The following is a 16,681-nucleotide window of genomic DNA, read 5'->3' on the forward strand; positions in this document are numbered from 1 at the left end:
AGGCCGGGTAAGGCGAAGCCGTCACCCGGCTCGCCTTTAGCCCACAGTACCCCAGACCAGATTTCCCTTATGGAACGTCGCGGTACGCGGTGAAATCCGCGCCACGGCTTCGGCGGAGCACGAGGCATCCACCAGCACAAAGCTGGCGTCGTCCTGCGCTTTCGGCCACACCCGTTCGCCTTTGTCGTTCAGCGGCAGAACGTCACCGGTCGCGATACCGAGCGCCCGGGAGAGCGTCTGCTCGTTCGGGCGAATGTACAGCTGCGCGTAAAGATTGGCTTTTTCCAGCATATCTCCCAGGCCGTACGGCGACCAGTGGTCGATCACGCTGTCGGTGCCGGTCATGACAAACACTCCCTTATCACGCAGCTGTTTCAGCGGCATATGGAGGGTACCAATCGGCACGGTAGAGGCGATGGTTACCTGCTGCGCCGCCATGCGGGTCGCAATCGCATCCACCTCCTGCTCGTTAAGCGTCGCCAGCGCGAAGGCGTGGCTGATAGTCAGCTTGCCCTTCAGCTCCGGCGTTTTCTCCACCGTTTCCACCATGTAATTCACCGCCGCCACGCCCGCCGGGCTGGTTTCATGCAGGTGAATATCCACCCCTTTGTCGTAATCCAGCGCTATCTGGAACATCAGATCGAGAGATTTCTCCATCGCGCCGTCGACGTTCGTCGGGTCCAGCCCGCCCACGTAGTGCGCACCGGCCTGCATCGCGTCGCGCATCAGTTTTTCAGAATGGGAAAGCAGCAGTCCGTGCTGTGGAAACGCGACAATTTCACAGTCAAAGCCAGGCTGGCGGCGCGATAACACCGCCTGCAGATTTTCCAGGTTTTTCAGGCCGGAAACCGGCTCAATGTTGCAGTGGCTACGGGCGATGGTGGAACCTTTCGACTGAATCAGGTCGATAAGTGCCTCCGCGCGTTCCTGGGTGTAGGGCTGCAGCTCCGGCAGCAGCTTCTGCTCAAGGCGGATCATGTCCTGAATCGTGGTCCCCGCCGGGCGGTTCAGGGAGCGCCACGGACCGCCGTAGAAGGTTTTATCCAGATGGATGTGCATGTCGCGCATCGCCGGGAGCATCAGCTTTTTACCCGCGTCATAGTGAGGCAGAGACGCGTCGGCGTGGCTAATGTTATCGCGCAGGGCGACGATCTTGCCGTCTTTAATCTCCAGCGTTTTAAGCTCGGTGCGGGTGCTCGTCGCCACGCTGCCGTCGAAAATAAACCCGGCTTCGAGCAGCACGTTGTCCAGATAGTAATGCTTCGCGGTGATGTTCATCGGTTTACCGGTCTCGCAGGCGGGCTCTGCGGTATCCGCAGCATACGCGACGGAGCCGGTGGCACCAAACAGCGCGCAGGCGGTGACCATTTTGCCGCTCTGGCTGATAAATTCGCGGCGGCTTTTATTATCATTCATCTTATTTTCCTTCATTCACAATATGGGTACCGGTTTCCCCGCGCAGTGCCGCGGGCAGACAGTCCGGGGAGGTGATAATCACTCGCCTGCCGCCGTGGTGTAAAAATTCCAGCGAGGCCACGATTTTGGGCAACATGCTCCCTGCCGGGAAATGGCCTTCCTCCATGTAGCGCGTCATCTGCGCCACGTTGACGGTATCCAGCGCCTGCTGGTTCGGCTTGCCGAAGTGAATGCACACCTTCTCCACACCGGTGGTGATAACCAGCACGTCGGCGCGGATCTCCCGTGCCAGCAGCGCGGTGGAGAGATCTTTATCTATTACCGCGTCGACGCTGCGGTAGTCGCCCTGCTCCGAGCGCACGACGGGAATTCCTCCACCGCCCGCGCCGATCACCACAAAACCTTTTTGCGTCAGCGCCTTGATGGCATCTGCCTCTACGATGCGCAGCGGCTGCGGCGAGGCCACGACGCGGCGATAGCCGCGGCCTGAATCCTCGACAAAATGCCAGTCCGGGTGCGCCTGCTGCAGATCATTGCGCTGCGCCTCGCTGAAGAAAGCGCCAATCGGTTTCGTCGGGTGCGTAAAGCCGGGATCGTCTTTATCCACTTCGACCTGGGTGACGACCGTGACCGCTTTTTGCTCCCCGCGCCCCGCCAGACGGTTATTGAGTGCCTGCTGGATCAGGTAGCCGATACCGCCCTGGGTATCCGCGACGCAGTTTGCCAGCGGCGTCAGCGGGAGCCCTTCCCGTTCGTGAGCGATTTCGGCCCGGCGCAGATCCAGCCCCACCTGGGGACCGTTGCCGTGGGTGAGTACGATGTCATAGTCGGAGGCCAGCATCTCGAGCACGGACTCTGCCACCGCTTTGACCGCCTGCGCCTGGTGCTCAACCGACTGGCTGGCGTTGTCTTTGATAATGCTGTTGCCGCCGATGGCGACGACCATAAGCTCTTTCATACGTTTTCCTTCGCAACGGTACCAGTCGCAGCGCTCGCCGCTTCGCGGCTATCCAGCACATGCTTCACCACAAACATGCCGCCCATCATCAGGTAAGCCGTAACGAACATCAGCGAACTGCCTTCGGCAAAGCCCACCACCGGGGCGTGGATCACCCCAAACAGTGCCAGCAGCGCCCCACCCGCGGCCGCAACGGCCCCGCGCAGCGGCTTGTTGATGATGGCGAAGATAGCGATACAGCCCCACAGCATGCTGGCAAGCGGCGCGCCGTTGCCGAGATGCATCAGCCCTTCGTAGTAAATCCCTTTGCTGTGCAGCACGTCGGTGCCGATTTTCGCTGCGCTGGTCCCTGCCGCATTCATCACGCTGTTCATCATGGTGAGCGCCCAGTTGGCGATCCACGGGAACAGGCAGATGAAGATGACGGGCACCTCCACTTTCGGCGTTTCCCGCACCACCTGGTTAGCGGTAACGACGCCGATAAACACCAGAATGGGCACGATGGCAGTCATCGGAATGATGGCGAGCATAAATGCCCCCAGCCCGAACAGCGGCACGATGAACATGGTCACCCCGGAAGCCAGCGTGTAGCCAATGCTGGCCCCCATCGCTTTCCAGCCCGGGTGGCCGACGTAGACCGTGACCGGGAACGGGTTACCCATCAGGCAGCCCAGCATCGACGCCAGACCGTTCGCCAGCATCACCTTACGGGTCGGGTACTCATCCCCCGCCGCGTGGGCGCTTTCGATGTTCTCCAGGTCAAAGATATAGTTCGCCAGCCCCAGCGGCACGGCGGATGCCAGATACGGTAGCGCGTGCGGCAGCCCCTGCATAAAGCTGTCGACGTGCACTTCCGGCGGGTTAAAGCCGAAGGATGACATAGACGCCTTAATGGCTTCCGGGCTTTGCAGCCCCGAGATCCACGCTAATGCCGTACCGGTAATCAGCAACAGCAGACCGGTCGGGATTTTGGCGAAAATCGGCTTTTTGCCGAACCAGTTGATAAAAATCAGCAGCAGTACGATGAATGACACGGTCGGCGCTTCAAACGCCTGGAGCATCGGGTTCATCGCCAGCAGCAGCAGGCCTAAACCGGAGAGACACGACAGCAGCACGGTGCGCGGGATCATCTTGCGGATGGTCTCCCCGAGGAACGAACCGCCCGCGAGGATCATTGCTTCCACGAAGCACCACACCAGACCGATCTGAATCGCGAAATCCGCATCCCCGGTCTGCTGGTAGACGGGCATGAGGACCAGGAAGGTCACGGTAAAAATCGACGGCGCGCTCGGGCCGGACGGCAGCGCCGTCACGTCCGTGCGCCCAGTGGCGCGCGCCATCTGCAGGCCAAACCAGGCATAACAGATGCTCGCCACCAGCACCGCCAGCCCGAAGGCTGGTGCGATGCGTCCATAAACAATCTCCTTCGGGATGCCGACGACAAAAATGAGCAGCCCCATCATGGTCAGCAAATTGGTCAGGTTGTTGGTCATCAACCCGAAATAAGCCGCCCAGTCACCTCTTTTCCACTCCAGTTTCATGTTTTTCATGGATGCATGCCTTATAAAACGTAGCGATCGCGGAAGGTCAACAGCGCCTTTTCAAAACAGCTGAACGGCGGGTGAACGATGCCCGCCCCAATCATGCCGATACCGGCGTCCTTGTGGGCAATGGCGGTATTAATGACCGGCAAAATGCCGCTGCCTGCCACTTTGGTGATGTCGATGGCAGTCGGGATGCCCATAAAAGAGAGCAGCGGAATGGTGACGTTCGGGTTTTCGCCGAGGGTGATTTCGCGCATCTGCCGGGAGAAGTCGATGGCTTCTTCCACCGTGCCGCCCACCAGCGCCACAATCGCCGGCGCCGTCGCCATGGCAAAACCGCCGATGCCGTAGGTTTCCGTAATTGCGCTGTCGCCGATATCCAGCCCGGAGTCTTCCGGCTTATAGCCCGCAAACATCGGGCCAATGACCTGCTGCGCCGGGCCGGTGAACCATTGCCCCGGCAGGCCGGAGACGCGCAGACCGAACTCGTAGCCGTTGCGCGCCATGGTGGTGACAACGGTGCTGTACTCAATGCCGTGGGCGGCGTCCAGCGCGGCTTTGCACATTGCCATCCACGTCGGGCCGGAGAAGTAGTCGCTGCTGGCGACAAACTCGAACACCTCACGCTGCTGCTCAACAGGATAACCCGCCTGGATCAGACCCGGCGTCAGGGCCTGGATCAGCAGCGTAGTGCCCGCGTTGTTGCGGTTGTGGCACTCGTCGCCCATGTGCAGCGCCTGGGCCAGCATCAGACGAAGATCGATTTCACCGACGATCTTCATCGCGTCGCGCAGCATCGGGCCGAGCACGTCGCGCATCCAGTTCAGGCGGTCAATCACGCTCTGGTCGTTGGCGCCCATGCGCAGGATCTTCGCCATCTGCTCGCTGAGGTTGGTGAACGCGCGGTTGCCGTAGGTTTTGTTCTCAACGATGTGCATAAACATCGACGCGGAGGTGACGCCCGCCATCGAGCCCACGCAGTCGTGCTCGTGGCACGGCGAGAAGGTGATTTCCCCTGAAGCGGCGAGCCTTGCAGCCTCCTCCAGATCCGCCGCCAGCCCCTCGAACACCAGCGCGCCGGTGACCGCCCCTTTCATCGCCCCGCACATGTTTTCCCACGAGACAGGCGGACCGGCGTGCAGGATGGTGGTGCGGGTCATGCGCGGCACGACGTTAATCGCCTGGTCATAGCCCACCAGCACCGGGTGGGACTGAATAATGCGCTCAAGCGCGATGTGGTTAGCGGCGGCAATTTTCTCCGCCAGCGATTTTTCGGCCAGTTGATCGAGCGCCTCAACGATCTGCATGTTGCCCAGCCCTGGCGGCGTCCAGTCGAGCTGGGTCACGGGAACGTGCTGTTTTTTGAGGTCGTCGCTGAACATCGCGATACCGACGTTAATCACGTTCAGCGGCTGGTTAAATAAGGTGGTCATTATGCGTTCTCCCCTTTGCAGACAAATTCGCGAGCCAGTAATCCGGTATTGGTGCTGCTGCTGGCCCAGATGACGCCCGCATCGGTCAGGAGCTGGCACTGCTGAGCAAGCTTCTGCGGATCCTGGTCGGTACCAAGCACATAGCCTAAGATCGCCAGCGGACGGCTGTCGGCCTTCGCGATCGCCTGCGCCTCTTTGATCGCGTCGAGCATCACGCCAACCGGATCCTCATGCGCGCCAAACCCGAGCACAAAATCCATCACGATGACCCCCACCTGCGGATCGCGCGCCTCCTGCAGCAGGCGGCTGATGCGGTTGGACGGGTCGATCATCGGGTGCGGTTTGCCGTTGGTGAAATCATCATCGCCAAAGTCGAGGAAGGTATGGGCCTGGCTGACGTTGATGTCGCTCAGACGCTTCGCCGGATCCGGCTGGATGTTGCTGTAGACGTCGTCGTACTTCTCCAGCGCCGCAAACATCGCTTCGTCGCACAGGGTCCCACCGCAGAAGAGCCCACGAATGTATTTTTGCTGCGGGGTCAGGCGGGCGCGCACCTCTTCAATCAGCGGCCAGTTGAGCGGGTGCAAATCCAGAGACGCTTTGTCGATGCCGGTAAGGAGTACCGCTTTCAGGGCTGCCTCTTTGGTGGCTCGGGCAAACTGCAGGCCGTCTTCATCAGCGGGCGGTACGTTGCGGCCGAGGAAACACACGACGACGGGCTTGCGGCAGGCGCGGGCGCGGGCGAGGACTTTTTCAGCCACCGCGGGTGCGGGTGGCTTGGAGATGAGGGCAATCACCTGGGTGCATTCATCGGCCTCCAGCATGTCGATGGCGTCGAGCATCATCAGGCCGCCGATTTTCTCGCTGAGATCGCGCCCGCCGGTGCCAATCAGCTGCGACACACCGCCGCCGAATTCATGAATGCGCACGCTGAGTTCCTGGCTGCCGGTCCCGGATGCGCCGACAATCCCAATCGTCCCGCGACGTACCGCGTTAGCGAAGCACAGCCCCGCGCCGTTGATAATGGCGGTGCCGCAGTCCGGCCCCATCATCAGCAGCCCTTTCTGGTGGGCCAGCTGCTTCAGCGCCAGCTCGTCATCGAGCGACACGTTATCGGAAAAGAGCATGACGTTAAGATCGTTTTCCAGCGCCTGACGTGCTTCACGGGCGGCGAAGGTGCCGTTGACGGAGATCACCGCAAGATTGCTGTCCGGGCGATGGGTTTTGGCGCTGGCAATCGTGGCGTAGCGCGCTTCGTGGGAGCCTGCACGCTCTTTGTGCGTAAATAACGCTTCGATGGCCGCCAGCGTTTCATCATTCGCCGCATCGCCTTTAATAACGATCATCAGATCGCCGTTTTTCGCGTTTTCTAATTCCTGCGTCAGCAGTCCAAGGTTTTTTAATACGCCTTTATTCATCTCCGTCGCCATCGCCACAAAGGCCTGTTCAACCCCCGGCAATTTATTGGCTTTTGTGGAAACGGACATTAATGAGACGGAGTCAAAATAAGTGTTCTTTTTAATCACGATTTTTGTGGGCATTATTTTCTCCTGAAAGCGGATAAAAGGGGGCCGCCGTCGTGCAAAATGCACGTCGGTAAAAATGCTTTTTTATTAAGCGGCCAGCCGGAACAGGCTGACCGTCGTCTTTACGCGCCGGCCGCCAGCAGCAGGTCGGCGATCGCGTGGTAGCCTTTTTCCCGCGCCAGCTCGAGCGGGGTTTTACCGTATTTATCGGTCATGTGCGGGTTCGCGCCGTTATCCAGTAACAGCTTCACAATTTCCTGCTGTTTCTCGCCGCCGTCATTCAACACGATGGCCTCCAGCAGCGGCGTCCAGCCGACAAAGTTGGTGTGGTTGACGTTAATATCGGTTTTTGCCAACAGCTCGCGCACAATTTCAACGTGGCCTTTCTCACTGGCCGGGGTAATCCCCACGCCACCGAAGCGCGTCAGGCGATCCAGGTCCGGATTTGCCGGAAGAACGATGCGCAGTAACGTTAAATCATTGGTCAGGCAGCTAATCAGGAAGGGGTTAAAACAGGTCTGGTCCTGTTTATCAATATCCGCACCGGCTGCAATTAAAAATTCCACACAGGCATAATGCTTTTTCAGGCTGGCAATAATAATGGCGGTTCTTTTCTGGCGGTTGGTGGCGTTAATATCGACGCCTTTCTCCAGACAGGCTTTTAGCGCGTCGACGTTCCCCTCTTCTGCCGCCAGCAGAAATTCCGTCACCAGTGCAGTTGCAGACATATTCAGACTCCCTATGTTTCATTTCTGATGACCTGAGAATAGCAACAGCCTGGTGATAAAAGAATCCGCTTAAAATTCATTCATCGACAGGCAATTCATTGTTGAGTTAAATTCAACGGTTCAGCTAAAACGTGCGTCTGTGCAACCTTTTTCTTATGTTTTACCGCTTTTTAGCGCCTCAGGCTGCATTATCCTTATGGCTGAAAAAGCCTTGTACCGCGCGGCCCTGAGCAAATAGTCAGAACTGTGACCGGCTTCAAATGTGATGTAACAGCGCTGTTAAAATATGTTCAAAACTGATGGCAACCAGGAGCCGTAATATGAATTCCATCTTTACCGAAGAGAACCTGCTTGCCTTCACCACTGCGGCACGTTTTAGCAGTTTCAGCAAAGCCGCCGCCGAGCTGGGCGTGACCACCTCGGCCATCAGTTACACCATTAAACGCATGGAGACCGGGCTGGACGTGGTGTTGTTTGTGCGTAACACGCGCAGCATTGAGCTGACCGAATCTGGCTTTTACTTTTACCGCAAGGCAACCGACCTGCTGAACGACTTTCACGCCATCAAGCGCGGAATTGATACCATTTCGCAGGGCATTGAGGCGCGGGTGCGTATCTGTATCAATCAGCTTTTGTATACTCCACGCCATACTGCACGCCTGCTGCAGGTGCTGAAAAAGCAGTTTCCCACCTGCCAGATCACGGTGACCACCGAGGTGTATAACGGCGTATGGGATTCCATCATCAACAACCAGGCCAATATCGCGATTGGTGCGCCGGACACCCTGCTCGACGGCGGCGGCATTGATTACACCGAGATTGGCGCCATCCGCTGGGTATTTGCTATCGCACCGGAACATCCGCTGGCCTTTGTCCCCGAGCCGATTGCGGAGAGCCAGCTGCGGCTATATCCCAACATCATGGTGGAAGATACCGCGCACACCATTAATAAGAAGGTCGGCTGGCTGCTGCACGGGCAGGAGGCGATTCTGGTGCCGGATTTCAACACCAAGTGCCAGTGTCAGATTCTGGGAGAAGGGATTGGCTTTTTGCCGGAATACATGGCCCGCGAGGCGGTAGAAGACGGGCTACTGGTCACCCGACGCATCAACAATCCGCGTCAGGATTCCCGCATGCTGCTTGCCACACAACATGCGGCGACCGGCCAGGTCACTCGCTGGATCAAACAACAGTTTGGTCCAGCGGGCGTGCTGACGAACATCTATAGCGATTTACTCTGGCGGGCTTAGCTTTTGGTTTGAACCCAAAACGCGTGGATAAGACCGGGAATGTAACCCAGCAAGGTCAAAAGAATATTCAGGATAAACGCCCAGCCAAACCCCTTACCGAGCAGCACGCCCAGCGGAGGAAGAATAATCGTAAAGACAATACGCCAAAAACCCATAAGCACTCCGTACAAGCTAACCAGTTGAAAATAAATAAGAGTATGACTCTAGCGTAGCCAGTTTATCGGCTTCTGCCATCCAGACCCGTCCCATTTACCCTCTTTTACGCTTTTGGCAGTGGTGTAACGCACCGGAATAGTTTAGTATTTACTTAATTAAGTAAACACTAAACTAAAATGACTGAACTTGAACAACTCCAGGCCAGCGCTGAGCAGGCCGCCGCCCTGTTGAAAGCGATGAGTAATCCACGTCGGCTGCTGATCCTCTGCACATTATGCGGAGCTCCCGGCACCCGTGCGGGCGACCTGGCGCGTGCCACCGGGCTGAGCCCTTCCGCCACGTCGCAGCATCTGGCGCGTATGCGTGAGGAAGGACTTATCGACAGCACCCGTGAGGCGCAGCGCATTCTTTATTTCATTAAAAACGATGCGGTGCTTCAGCTCATCAGCACCCTGAAAACCCTTTATTGTCCGTAAGGAGTCGCCATGTCACTTCCGCTGATTACACCGCAACAGGCCAAAGCCCGCGTAGCCGAGGGCGCCAGACTCATAGATATTCGTGATACCGACGAATATGCCCGCGAGCATATTTCCGGGGCAGAGTCAGTACCGCTAGCCACCTTACCCGGCGGACTTAACGCACGGGCGGGTGAAATAGTGCTTTTTCACTGTCAGTCCGGTGCCAGGACGTCCGGGAATGCTGACCGCCTGGCCCAGGCGGCGTCACCCGCTCAGGCATTTGTGGTCGAGGGGGGCATTCAGGGCTGGAAGCAGGCCGGGCTGCTGACCGTTGAAGATAAATCCCAGCCTCTCCCGCTGATGCGTCAGGTGCAAATCGCGGCCGGGCTGTTGATTCTCTGCGGCGTGGTGCTGGGCTATAGCGTCTCCAGCGGCTTTTTCCTGCTCAGCGGTTTTGTGGGCGCCGGGCTGCTGTTCGCTGGTGTAACGGGATTTTGCGGTATGGCGAGACTGCTCAAGGTGATGCCATGGAACCGGCGTACCTCATAAGCAGTAATCTGTGCAAGTCACTGTACCCGGCGTCATACGTGGGCTAAGGTGAAGATCGCTTAAACGATGAGGAGGTAATATGTTTTCTGTCGGTGATTATGTGCAACCGCGTAAAGGCGGCCCGAAGCTGAAAGTGCTCGAAGTGAATGGTGAAAGCGTTGTGGCGGTTCAGGCCAGTAATGAACAAGGCGAAAAATATACCCTGAAAGCGGCCGATCTGGCGCCGTATAGTGAAGAAGGTGATTTTGGCGTCTGCTGAACAGACAACCGGGCGGCGATTACCGCCCGGCTCACGCATTAGATCAGAAAATCATCCAGCGATTTACCCTCTGCCAGCGCGCTGGCAATAGGCTTCGGCGTGCGGCCCTGGCCGGTCCACGTTTTCTCTTCACCGTTCTGATCAATAAAGCGATATTTCGCTTCACGCGGTTTACGCTTTTTAGTCGGTTTACCCGTCTGCGCCAGCTCGGAACCCAGCAGATCGGTCGGTGAAATACCATCGGCTTTCATCAGCTCCAGCAGGGCATTAATTTTCTCCTGCTGCTCAGCACGCTGCTGCTCTAATTCCGCCAGCTCACTGCGTTTCTCTTCAGTAACGACCCTGACCTTTTCCAGCATTTCCTCAAGAACGTCCAGGGATAATTCACGCGCCATCGCGCGCAGGGTTCGGATATTATTAAGATTCTGTAACGTCAAAGACATATTATTTGAAAACCTTTTCTTTGGGGTAAATAGATAAATCACCCACAGAATAATTCATTTCGGCCAGAATATCTACCCAAGGGTCCGCAGGGGCATCAGTGTAAATATATTTAAATATTAACGTTAATAATAACGCAGGATGCCGGCGAGCCTGGTGCGAATCTAATCACCACATCAATATAAATGGTCAACTTTAATTCAAATTACAGCATACTGCGCCGCCATCCAGACAAGGATGACTCACCCTGGCCGCCTCGAAAATCAAGTCTTTGTTTTTTATGAAAAATAACCATAACAAGACAGATTATAACGAGCAGAACAAAAAACACTCAATTTTAGAGAATTTTGTGGACAAAAGGTGATTAAATAAAAATTAATCACTAGTTGTTAGTTTAAACGCAGAGAGATACGCTATACGCGTCAAACAAAGCAACCTAAAGCACTAATCGCCGAAGGGAAATCGTTTCCACTGTGTTCTTCTCAAGGAGTTCAGACATGTTCTCGCCGCAATCTCGCCTGCGCCATGCTGTGGCGGATACTTTTGCGATGGTTGTTTACTGTTCCGTCGTGAACATGCTGATTGAAATATTCCTCTCAGGAATGACCTTTGAGCAGTCACTTTCTTCGCGTCTGGTGGCCATCCCGGTCAACATTATTATCGCATGGCCATACGGGTTATACCGCGATGCGGTGATGCGTTTCGCCCGTCGTATCAGCCCCGCAGGCTGGGTAAAAAACCTGGCGGACGTGCTGGCTTATGTGACGTTCCAGTCTCCGGTATATGTGGCTATTCTGTTAACCGTGGGCGCAGACTGGCACCAGATCGTCGCGGCGGTCAGTTCGAATATTGTTATTTCGATGTTGATGGGCGCCGTATACGGCTATTTCCTCGACTACTGTCGCCGTCTGTTCAAAGTCAGTCAGTACAGCCAGGCGAAAGCGTGATGTGAAGCGACTGGCGAATGCCAGTCGCCAGTTTACTGTACGTCGCCAAACAGTCCCTTCAGAAACCGCTCCAGCGCCATGCGCGAACTGAAGCCATGCGGAATACCATAATGCTCATGCGTTTCTCCGCCTAAATAGAGCGGGAATTGCTGATAATGATCGCAGGTTTTAATATCCGAGGCAGGCTCAGCAAATGACAGACTTCTGTCTTTCAGCGTCGGGTGAATAATGAGAGCAGTACGTCCCATTCTGGCTTCACGATTAACATACACATAATTCTCACCGCGGCGATATCCATACGCTTTTGACGTCACCTCATCCATGGTGAATCCCTCTTTTTCAAGAACGCGTGCCACCTCGTCAGGTCGTAAATACATATCTTTTCCTCGTTATCTTTTCCTGCCCGGCAACCTTACAGTATTCAGCATTAGCAGGGCTTTCAGAATAGTCCATAAACTGCCGGATAACGCGTGACGCGCTTCAGATATTAAATTTCTGAACTAAACTGATTGGGAACGCAAATTTACGGAGGATCGTATGTTTAACAGACCGAACCGAAACGATATTAACGACGACGCGCAGGATATTCGTAATGATGTCAGCCAATTAGCGGACACGCTGGAAGAGGTGCTGAAGTCCTGGGGATCTGACGCGAAGGACGAAGCGGATGCCGCAAAACGTAAGGCTCAGTCTCTGCTCCGTGAAACCCGCGCCAGAATGAACGGACGTTCACGCGCCACGCAGGCTGCCTGCGACATGGCAAGCTGTGCAACGACCTTCGTACGTGAAAAGCCACTGTGTACGCTGGGAACGGTCGCAGCGGTCGGCATCTTTGTCGGCGCCCTGCTCAGCCTGCGAAAATAAGTGCGGCTTCTCATCAGCCCCGGTGGCCTCAGGCGCCGGGGCTTTTCTTTGCCTTATCCTTTGAAAAACCCGTGCAGCCCGCCCTGCCCCGCTGAGCTCATCACCAGGGCAACATCAATCTGAATTTCCCATATCTTGTATGGTTGAAACTTAAGATAACTACATCTAGTATCCCCTTTAGCAAGACACACACAACCTGACGCGATGACTCGCGCCGCTCTCTCATTTTAAATGGAAATGCGAATCATGAGCATTATTATTTACACTCGTAACAATTGTGTTCAGTGCCACGCCACCAAACGGGCGATGGAAAGCCGTGGAATGGTTTTTGAGATGGTGAATATCGACCAGCAGCCTGAGGCCGCTGAGACCCTTCGGGCGCAGGGATTCCGTCAGCTCCCTGTGGTCATTGCCGGTGAAACCCGGTGGTCCGGCTTTCGCCCGGACATGATTAACCGTCTGAGCGCCCAGGCCGCCAGCGCATGAGTGGGCTGGTCTACTTCTCCAGCAGCTCGGAAAACACGCTTCGCTTTATCGAGCGCGTCGGGCTGCCTGCGGTGCGTATTCCGCTTAATGAGCGGGAACGTATTCAGGTAGACGAACCTTACATTCTGGTGGTGCCCAGCTATGGCGGTGGCGGTACGGCAGGCGCCGTGCCTCGCCAGGTGATCCGCTTTCTTAACGATCCGCATAACCGCAGGCTTATCCGTGGCGTGATCGCGGCAGGCAATCGCAATTTCGGCGATGCCTTTGGCCGCGCCGGGGATGTCATCTCTCAAAAATGCGGCGTGCCGTATCTCTATCGCTTCGAACTGATGGGGACACAGCAGGACGTAGAAAATGTGCGAAAAGGAGTGAACGAATTTTGGCAACGACAACCGCAGAACGGATAATCCAGGCAACACCTGATTACCACGCATTAAACGCGATGCTTAACCTCTATGATCGGGAGGGGCGCATTCAGTTTGGCAAAGATCATGAGGCGGTGGAGGCCTTTTTCGCCGCCCACGTCCGTCCAAACAGCGTCGTTTTTGGCAGCCAGCAGGAACGCCTCGACTTTCTGGTTAAAGAGGGCTATTACGAGGAGCGCGTGTTGACCCGCTACGACCGCGCCTTCGTGGTGAAGCTTTTCGAGCGCGCGCATGCGAGCGGTTTTCGTTTCCAGACCTTCCTCGGCGCGTGGAAGTATTACACCAGCTACACCCTGAAAACCTTCGACGGTAAACGCTACCTGGAGCATTTTGAAGATCGCGTCGTGATGGTGGCGCTGACCCTTGCCCAGGGCGATGAAGCGTTGGCTGAACGGCTGATGGAGGAGATCCTCGCCGGGCGCTTCCAGCCCGCTACGCCAACGTTTCTCAACTGCGGTAAGGCCCAGCGCGGCGAGCTGGTCTCCTGCTTCCTGCTGCGCATCGAAGACAATATGGAGTCGATTGGCCGTGCGGTAAACTCGGCGCTTCAGCTTTCCAAACGCGGCGGCGGCGTGGCGTTTCTGCTCTCGAACCTGCGTGAAGCGGGCGCGTCGATCAAGCGCATTGAAAACCAGTCTTCCGGCGTGATCCCGGTGATGAAGATGCTGGAAGATGCATTCTCCTACGCCAACCAGCTTGGCGCACGCCAGGGCGCCGGGGCGGTTTACCTGCACGCGCATCATCCCGATATTCTGCGTTTTCTGGATACCAAACGCGAAAATGCCGACGAAAAAATCCGTATCAAAACCCTGTCGCTGGGGGTGGTGATCCCGGATATCACCTTTAAACTGGCCAAAGAGAATGCCGAGATGGCGCTCTTTTCGCCGTATGACGTTGAGCGTATTTACGGCAAAGCCTTTGGTGACGTAGCCATCAGCGAGTGCTACGAGGAGCTGGTAGCCGACGAGCGCATCCGCAAAAAAACCATCAACGCCCGCGATTTCTTCCAGACGCTGGCAGAAATCCAGTTTGAGTCTGGCTATCCGTACATCATGTACGAGGATACGGTAAACCGCGCGAACCCGATTGCCGGACGCATCAACATGAGCAACCTGTGCTCGGAGATCTTGCAGGTCAACAGCGCGTCAGCCTACGACGAGAACCTGGACTACGCGGCTATCGGCAAGGATATCTCCTGTAACCTCGGGTCGCTGAATATCGCCCACACCATGGATTCCCCTGACGTCGGCCGCACGGTGGAGACGGCCATTCGCGGACTGACGGCGGTATCGGACATGAGCCACATCCGCAGCGTGCCCTCCATCGAAGCGGGTAACGCCGCATCGCACGCTATCGGCCTGGGGCAGATGAACCTTCACGGCTACCTGGCACGCGAAGGCATCGCCTACGGCAGTCCGGAAGGGCTGGATTTTACTAACCTCTATTTCTATACCATCACCTGGCATGCGCTGCACACCTCAATGATGCTGGCGCGCGAGCGCAACCAGCGGTTCGCGGGATTTGAACAGTCGCGCTACGCCAGCGGGGAATATTTTAGCCAGTATCTTGAAGGTGAGTGGCAGCCGAAAACCGCAAAAGTGCGCGATCTCTTTGCCCGCGCGGGGATAACCCTGCCGACGCGCGAGATGTGGCAGCAGCTGCGTGATGACGTGATGCGCCACGGTATCTATAACCAGAACCTCCAGGCCGTGCCGCCAACCGGGTCTATCTCGTATATCAACCATGCCACGTCGAGCATTCATCCGATTGTGTCGAAAATTGAAATTCGCAAGGAAGGCAAGACCGGACGCGTTTACTACCCTGCCCCGTTTATGACCAACGACAACCTGGCGCTGTATCAGGATGCGTATGAAATCGGCCCGGAAAAAATCATCGATACCTACGCCGAAGCGACAAAACACGTGGATCAGGGGCTGTCGCTGACGCTCTTCTTCCCGGATACCGCCACCACGCGGGATATCAACAAAGCGCAGATCTACGCCTGGAAGAAAGGCATCAAAACGCTTTACTACATTCGCCTGCGCCAGCTTGCGCTGGAAGGCACCGAAATCGAAGGCTGCGTGTCCTGCGCGCTGTAAGGAGAGAGGATGAAACTGTCACGCGTGAATGCCGTTAACTGGAACAAAATCCAGGACGATAAAGATCTGGAGGTATGGAACCGCCTGACCAGCAACTTCTGGCTGCCGGAAAAAGTCCCGCTCTCCAATGATATTCCGGCCTGGCAAACCCTGAGCCACGCCGAGCAAAAGCTGACGATCCGCGTCTTTACCGGCCTGACGCTCCTGGACACCATCCAGAACACCGTTGGTGCCCCGGCGTTGATGGCTGACGCGCTGACACCGCATGAAGAGGCGGTGATGTCGAACATCAGCTTTATGGAGGCGGTGCACGCCCGCTCTTACAGCTCGATTTTTTCCACGCTGTGCCAGACCAAAGACGTGGATGCGGCTTACGCCTGGAGTGAAGAGAGCGCGTCATTGCAGCGCAAGGCTGCGCTGGTGCTTGAGTATTATCGGGCCGACGAGCCGCTGAAAAAGAAGGTCGCCAGCGTGTTTCTGGAATCCTTCCTCTTCTACTCTGGCTTCTGGCTGCCAATGTACTGGTCGAGCCGGGGCAAGCTTACCAACACCGCCGACCTGATTCGGCTCATCATTCGGGATGAAGCGGTGCACGGGTATTATATCGGCTATAAATACCAGAAAGGTCTGGAGAAAATCAGTACGGAACAACGCGATGAACTAAAAGGGTTTGCGCTCGATTTGCTGATGGATCTGTACGATAACGAGCTGAGCTATACCGAAGAGCTGTACGCCGGAACGGGCTGGGAAGAAGACGTCAAAGCGTTCCTCTGCTACAACGCCAACAAGGCGCTGATGAACCTTGGTTACGAGGCGCTGTTCCCGCCGGAGATGGCGGAAGTGAACCCGGCCATTCTGGCGGCGCTGTCGCCTAATGCCGACGAAAACCACGATTTCTTCTCCGGGTCCGGTTCATCGTATGTGATGGGCAAAGCGGTGGAGACGAAAGACGAAGACTGGGATTTTTAATGAGTGAATTAACGTTCATTAATTAAATATAAATCCCTTTATTTCTACCAGAATATTTCCCTGGGAACTACGCTGTAATTCCTCCGTCATATTCGCCTGAATCACACCGATTCAGGCGAAATTCCCCGATGCAGCAGCAAAAATTTAAGAAAAACTCAAATGACGCTCAGCCC

General features: G+C 56.2%; 19 protein-coding genes. 10 read left to right on the forward strand and 9 right to left on the reverse strand.

Annotated elements, in window-relative coordinates:
• Positions 1-36 precede the first annotated feature (36 nt).
• The 6 genes from L383_RS10835 to L383_RS10810 all read right to left on the reverse strand — a co-directional run bounded on the left by L383_RS10835 (position 37) and on the right by L383_RS10810 (position 7,605).
• Positions 37-1,416 carry an amidohydrolase family protein gene (locus L383_RS10835; RefSeq protein WP_023331134.1) on the reverse strand — a complete coding sequence of 460 codons (1,380 nt, stop codon included), beginning with the start codon at positions 1,414-1,416 and terminating at the stop codon, positions 37-39.
• Between the two features lies 1 nt (position 1,417).
• Positions 1,418-2,374, reverse strand: coding sequence for a carbamate kinase family protein (locus L383_RS10830; protein WP_023331135.1), 957 nt, complete (start codon positions 2,372-2,374; stop codon positions 1,418-1,420).
• Complete coding sequence (locus L383_RS10825) at positions 2,371-3,924, reverse strand: hypothetical protein (protein WP_023331136.1); 1,554 nt, start codon at positions 3,922-3,924, stop codon at positions 2,371-2,373. The genes L383_RS10830 and L383_RS10825 overlap by 4 nt, the downstream gene beginning before the upstream one ends.
• 11 nt (positions 3,925-3,935) lie before the next feature.
• A complete protein-coding gene (locus L383_RS10820) occupies positions 3,936-5,351 on the reverse strand; it encodes a YlbE family protein (RefSeq protein ID WP_023331137.1) in 1,416 nt (471 codons plus the stop codon).
• Positions 5,351-6,892, reverse strand: a complete 1,542-nt coding sequence (fdrA, locus tag L383_RS10815; RefSeq protein ID WP_023331138.1) for an acyl-CoA synthetase FdrA — start codon at positions 6,890-6,892, stop codon at positions 5,351-5,353. Before fdrA ends, L383_RS10820 begins: the two co-directional genes overlap by 1 nt.
• 107 nt (positions 6,893-6,999) lie before the next feature.
• The gene (locus L383_RS10810) at positions 7,000-7,605 is read right to left on the reverse strand and encodes an ankyrin repeat domain-containing protein (RefSeq protein ID WP_014884950.1); all 606 of its coding nucleotides are present in this window, start codon (positions 7,603-7,605) and stop codon (positions 7,000-7,002) included.
• 320 nt (positions 7,606-7,925) lie between these two features.
• On the opposite strand from L383_RS10810, the gene L383_RS10805 reads away from it, so the two are divergent.
• On the forward strand, positions 7,926-8,855 hold the full coding sequence (locus L383_RS10805) for a LysR substrate-binding domain-containing protein (protein ID WP_023331139.1): 930 nt from the start codon (positions 7,926-7,928) through the stop codon (positions 8,853-8,855).
• On the opposite strand, the gene L383_RS10800 is transcribed toward L383_RS10805, so the two are convergent.
• Complete coding sequence (locus tag L383_RS10800) at positions 8,852-9,010, reverse strand: YqaE/Pmp3 family membrane protein (RefSeq protein WP_014884952.1); 159 nt, start codon at positions 9,008-9,010, stop codon at positions 8,852-8,854. The two genes, L383_RS10805 and L383_RS10800, sit on opposite strands and share 4 nt — an antisense overlap.
• Positions 9,011-9,187: 177 nt before the next feature.
• Here L383_RS10800 and L383_RS10795 point away from each other — a divergent pair, with 177 nt between their 5' ends.
• The 3 genes from L383_RS10795 (at position 9,188) to L383_RS10785 (ending at position 10,277) form a co-directional block, all read left to right on the forward strand.
• Positions 9,188-9,487 carry an ArsR/SmtB family transcription factor gene (locus L383_RS10795; RefSeq protein WP_014884953.1) on the forward strand — a complete coding sequence of 100 codons (300 nt, stop codon included), beginning with the start codon at positions 9,188-9,190 and terminating at the stop codon, positions 9,485-9,487.
• 9 nt (positions 9,488-9,496) lie between these two features.
• A complete protein-coding gene (locus L383_RS10790) occupies positions 9,497-10,018 on the forward strand; it encodes a rhodanese family protein (protein WP_014884954.1) in 522 nt (173 codons plus the stop codon).
• A 79-nt stretch (positions 10,019-10,097) separates the two neighbouring features.
• Positions 10,098-10,277, forward strand: a complete 180-nt coding sequence (locus tag L383_RS10785; protein ID WP_014884955.1) for a hypothetical protein — start codon at positions 10,098-10,100, stop codon at positions 10,275-10,277.
• Between the two features lie 38 nt (positions 10,278-10,315).
• On the opposite strand, the gene stpA is transcribed toward L383_RS10785, so the two are convergent.
• On the reverse strand, positions 10,316-10,720 hold the full coding sequence (gene stpA / locus L383_RS10780) for a DNA-binding protein StpA (RefSeq protein WP_014884956.1): 405 nt from the start codon (positions 10,718-10,720) through the stop codon (positions 10,316-10,318).
• Positions 10,721-11,215: 495 nt separating this feature from the next.
• On the opposite strand from stpA, the gene alaE reads away from it, so the two are divergent.
• Positions 11,216-11,665, forward strand: a complete 450-nt coding sequence (gene alaE, locus L383_RS10775) for an L-alanine exporter AlaE (RefSeq protein ID WP_023331140.1) — start codon at positions 11,216-11,218, stop codon at positions 11,663-11,665.
• A 32-nt stretch (positions 11,666-11,697) separates the two neighbouring features.
• Here alaE and L383_RS10770 read toward each other — a convergent pair whose 3' ends face one another.
• Complete coding sequence (locus L383_RS10770; RefSeq protein ID WP_006811693.1) at positions 11,698-12,042, reverse strand: DUF2002 family protein; 345 nt, start codon at positions 12,040-12,042, stop codon at positions 11,698-11,700.
• A gap of 160 nt (positions 12,043-12,202) precedes the next feature.
• Here L383_RS10770 and L383_RS10765 point away from each other — a divergent pair, with 160 nt between their 5' ends.
• The 5 genes from L383_RS10765 to nrdF all read left to right on the forward strand — a co-directional run bounded on the left by L383_RS10765 (position 12,203) and on the right by nrdF (position 16,508).
• Positions 12,203-12,529 (forward strand): ElaB/YgaM/YqjD family protein, encoded by a 327-nt coding sequence (locus tag L383_RS10765; RefSeq protein WP_023308924.1) that lies wholly within the window; start codon positions 12,203-12,205, stop codon positions 12,527-12,529.
• A 246-nt stretch (positions 12,530-12,775) separates the two neighbouring features.
• Entirely contained in the window at positions 12,776-13,015 is a 240-nt protein-coding gene (nrdH, locus tag L383_RS10760; RefSeq protein ID WP_014884959.1) for a glutaredoxin-like protein NrdH, read from the forward strand.
• A complete protein-coding gene (gene nrdI / locus L383_RS10755) occupies positions 13,012-13,422 on the forward strand; it encodes a class Ib ribonucleoside-diphosphate reductase assembly flavoprotein NrdI (RefSeq protein ID WP_014884960.1) in 411 nt (136 codons plus the stop codon). Before nrdH ends, nrdI begins: the two co-directional genes overlap by 4 nt.
• Entirely contained in the window at positions 13,395-15,539 is a 2,145-nt protein-coding gene (nrdE, locus tag L383_RS10750) for a class 1b ribonucleoside-diphosphate reductase subunit alpha (RefSeq protein ID WP_023331141.1), read from the forward strand. Before nrdI ends, nrdE begins: the two co-directional genes overlap by 28 nt.
• Positions 15,540-15,548: 9 nt before the next feature.
• Positions 15,549-16,508, forward strand: coding sequence for a class 1b ribonucleoside-diphosphate reductase subunit beta (gene nrdF, locus L383_RS10745; protein WP_023331142.1), 960 nt, complete (start codon positions 15,549-15,551; stop codon positions 16,506-16,508).
• The last annotated feature ends 173 nt before the right edge of the window (positions 16,509-16,681 follow it).

This window comes from Enterobacter sp. MGH 37 (assembly GCF_000534515.1).
GTDB lineage: Bacteria > Pseudomonadota > Gammaproteobacteria > Enterobacterales > Enterobacteriaceae > Enterobacter > Enterobacter kobei.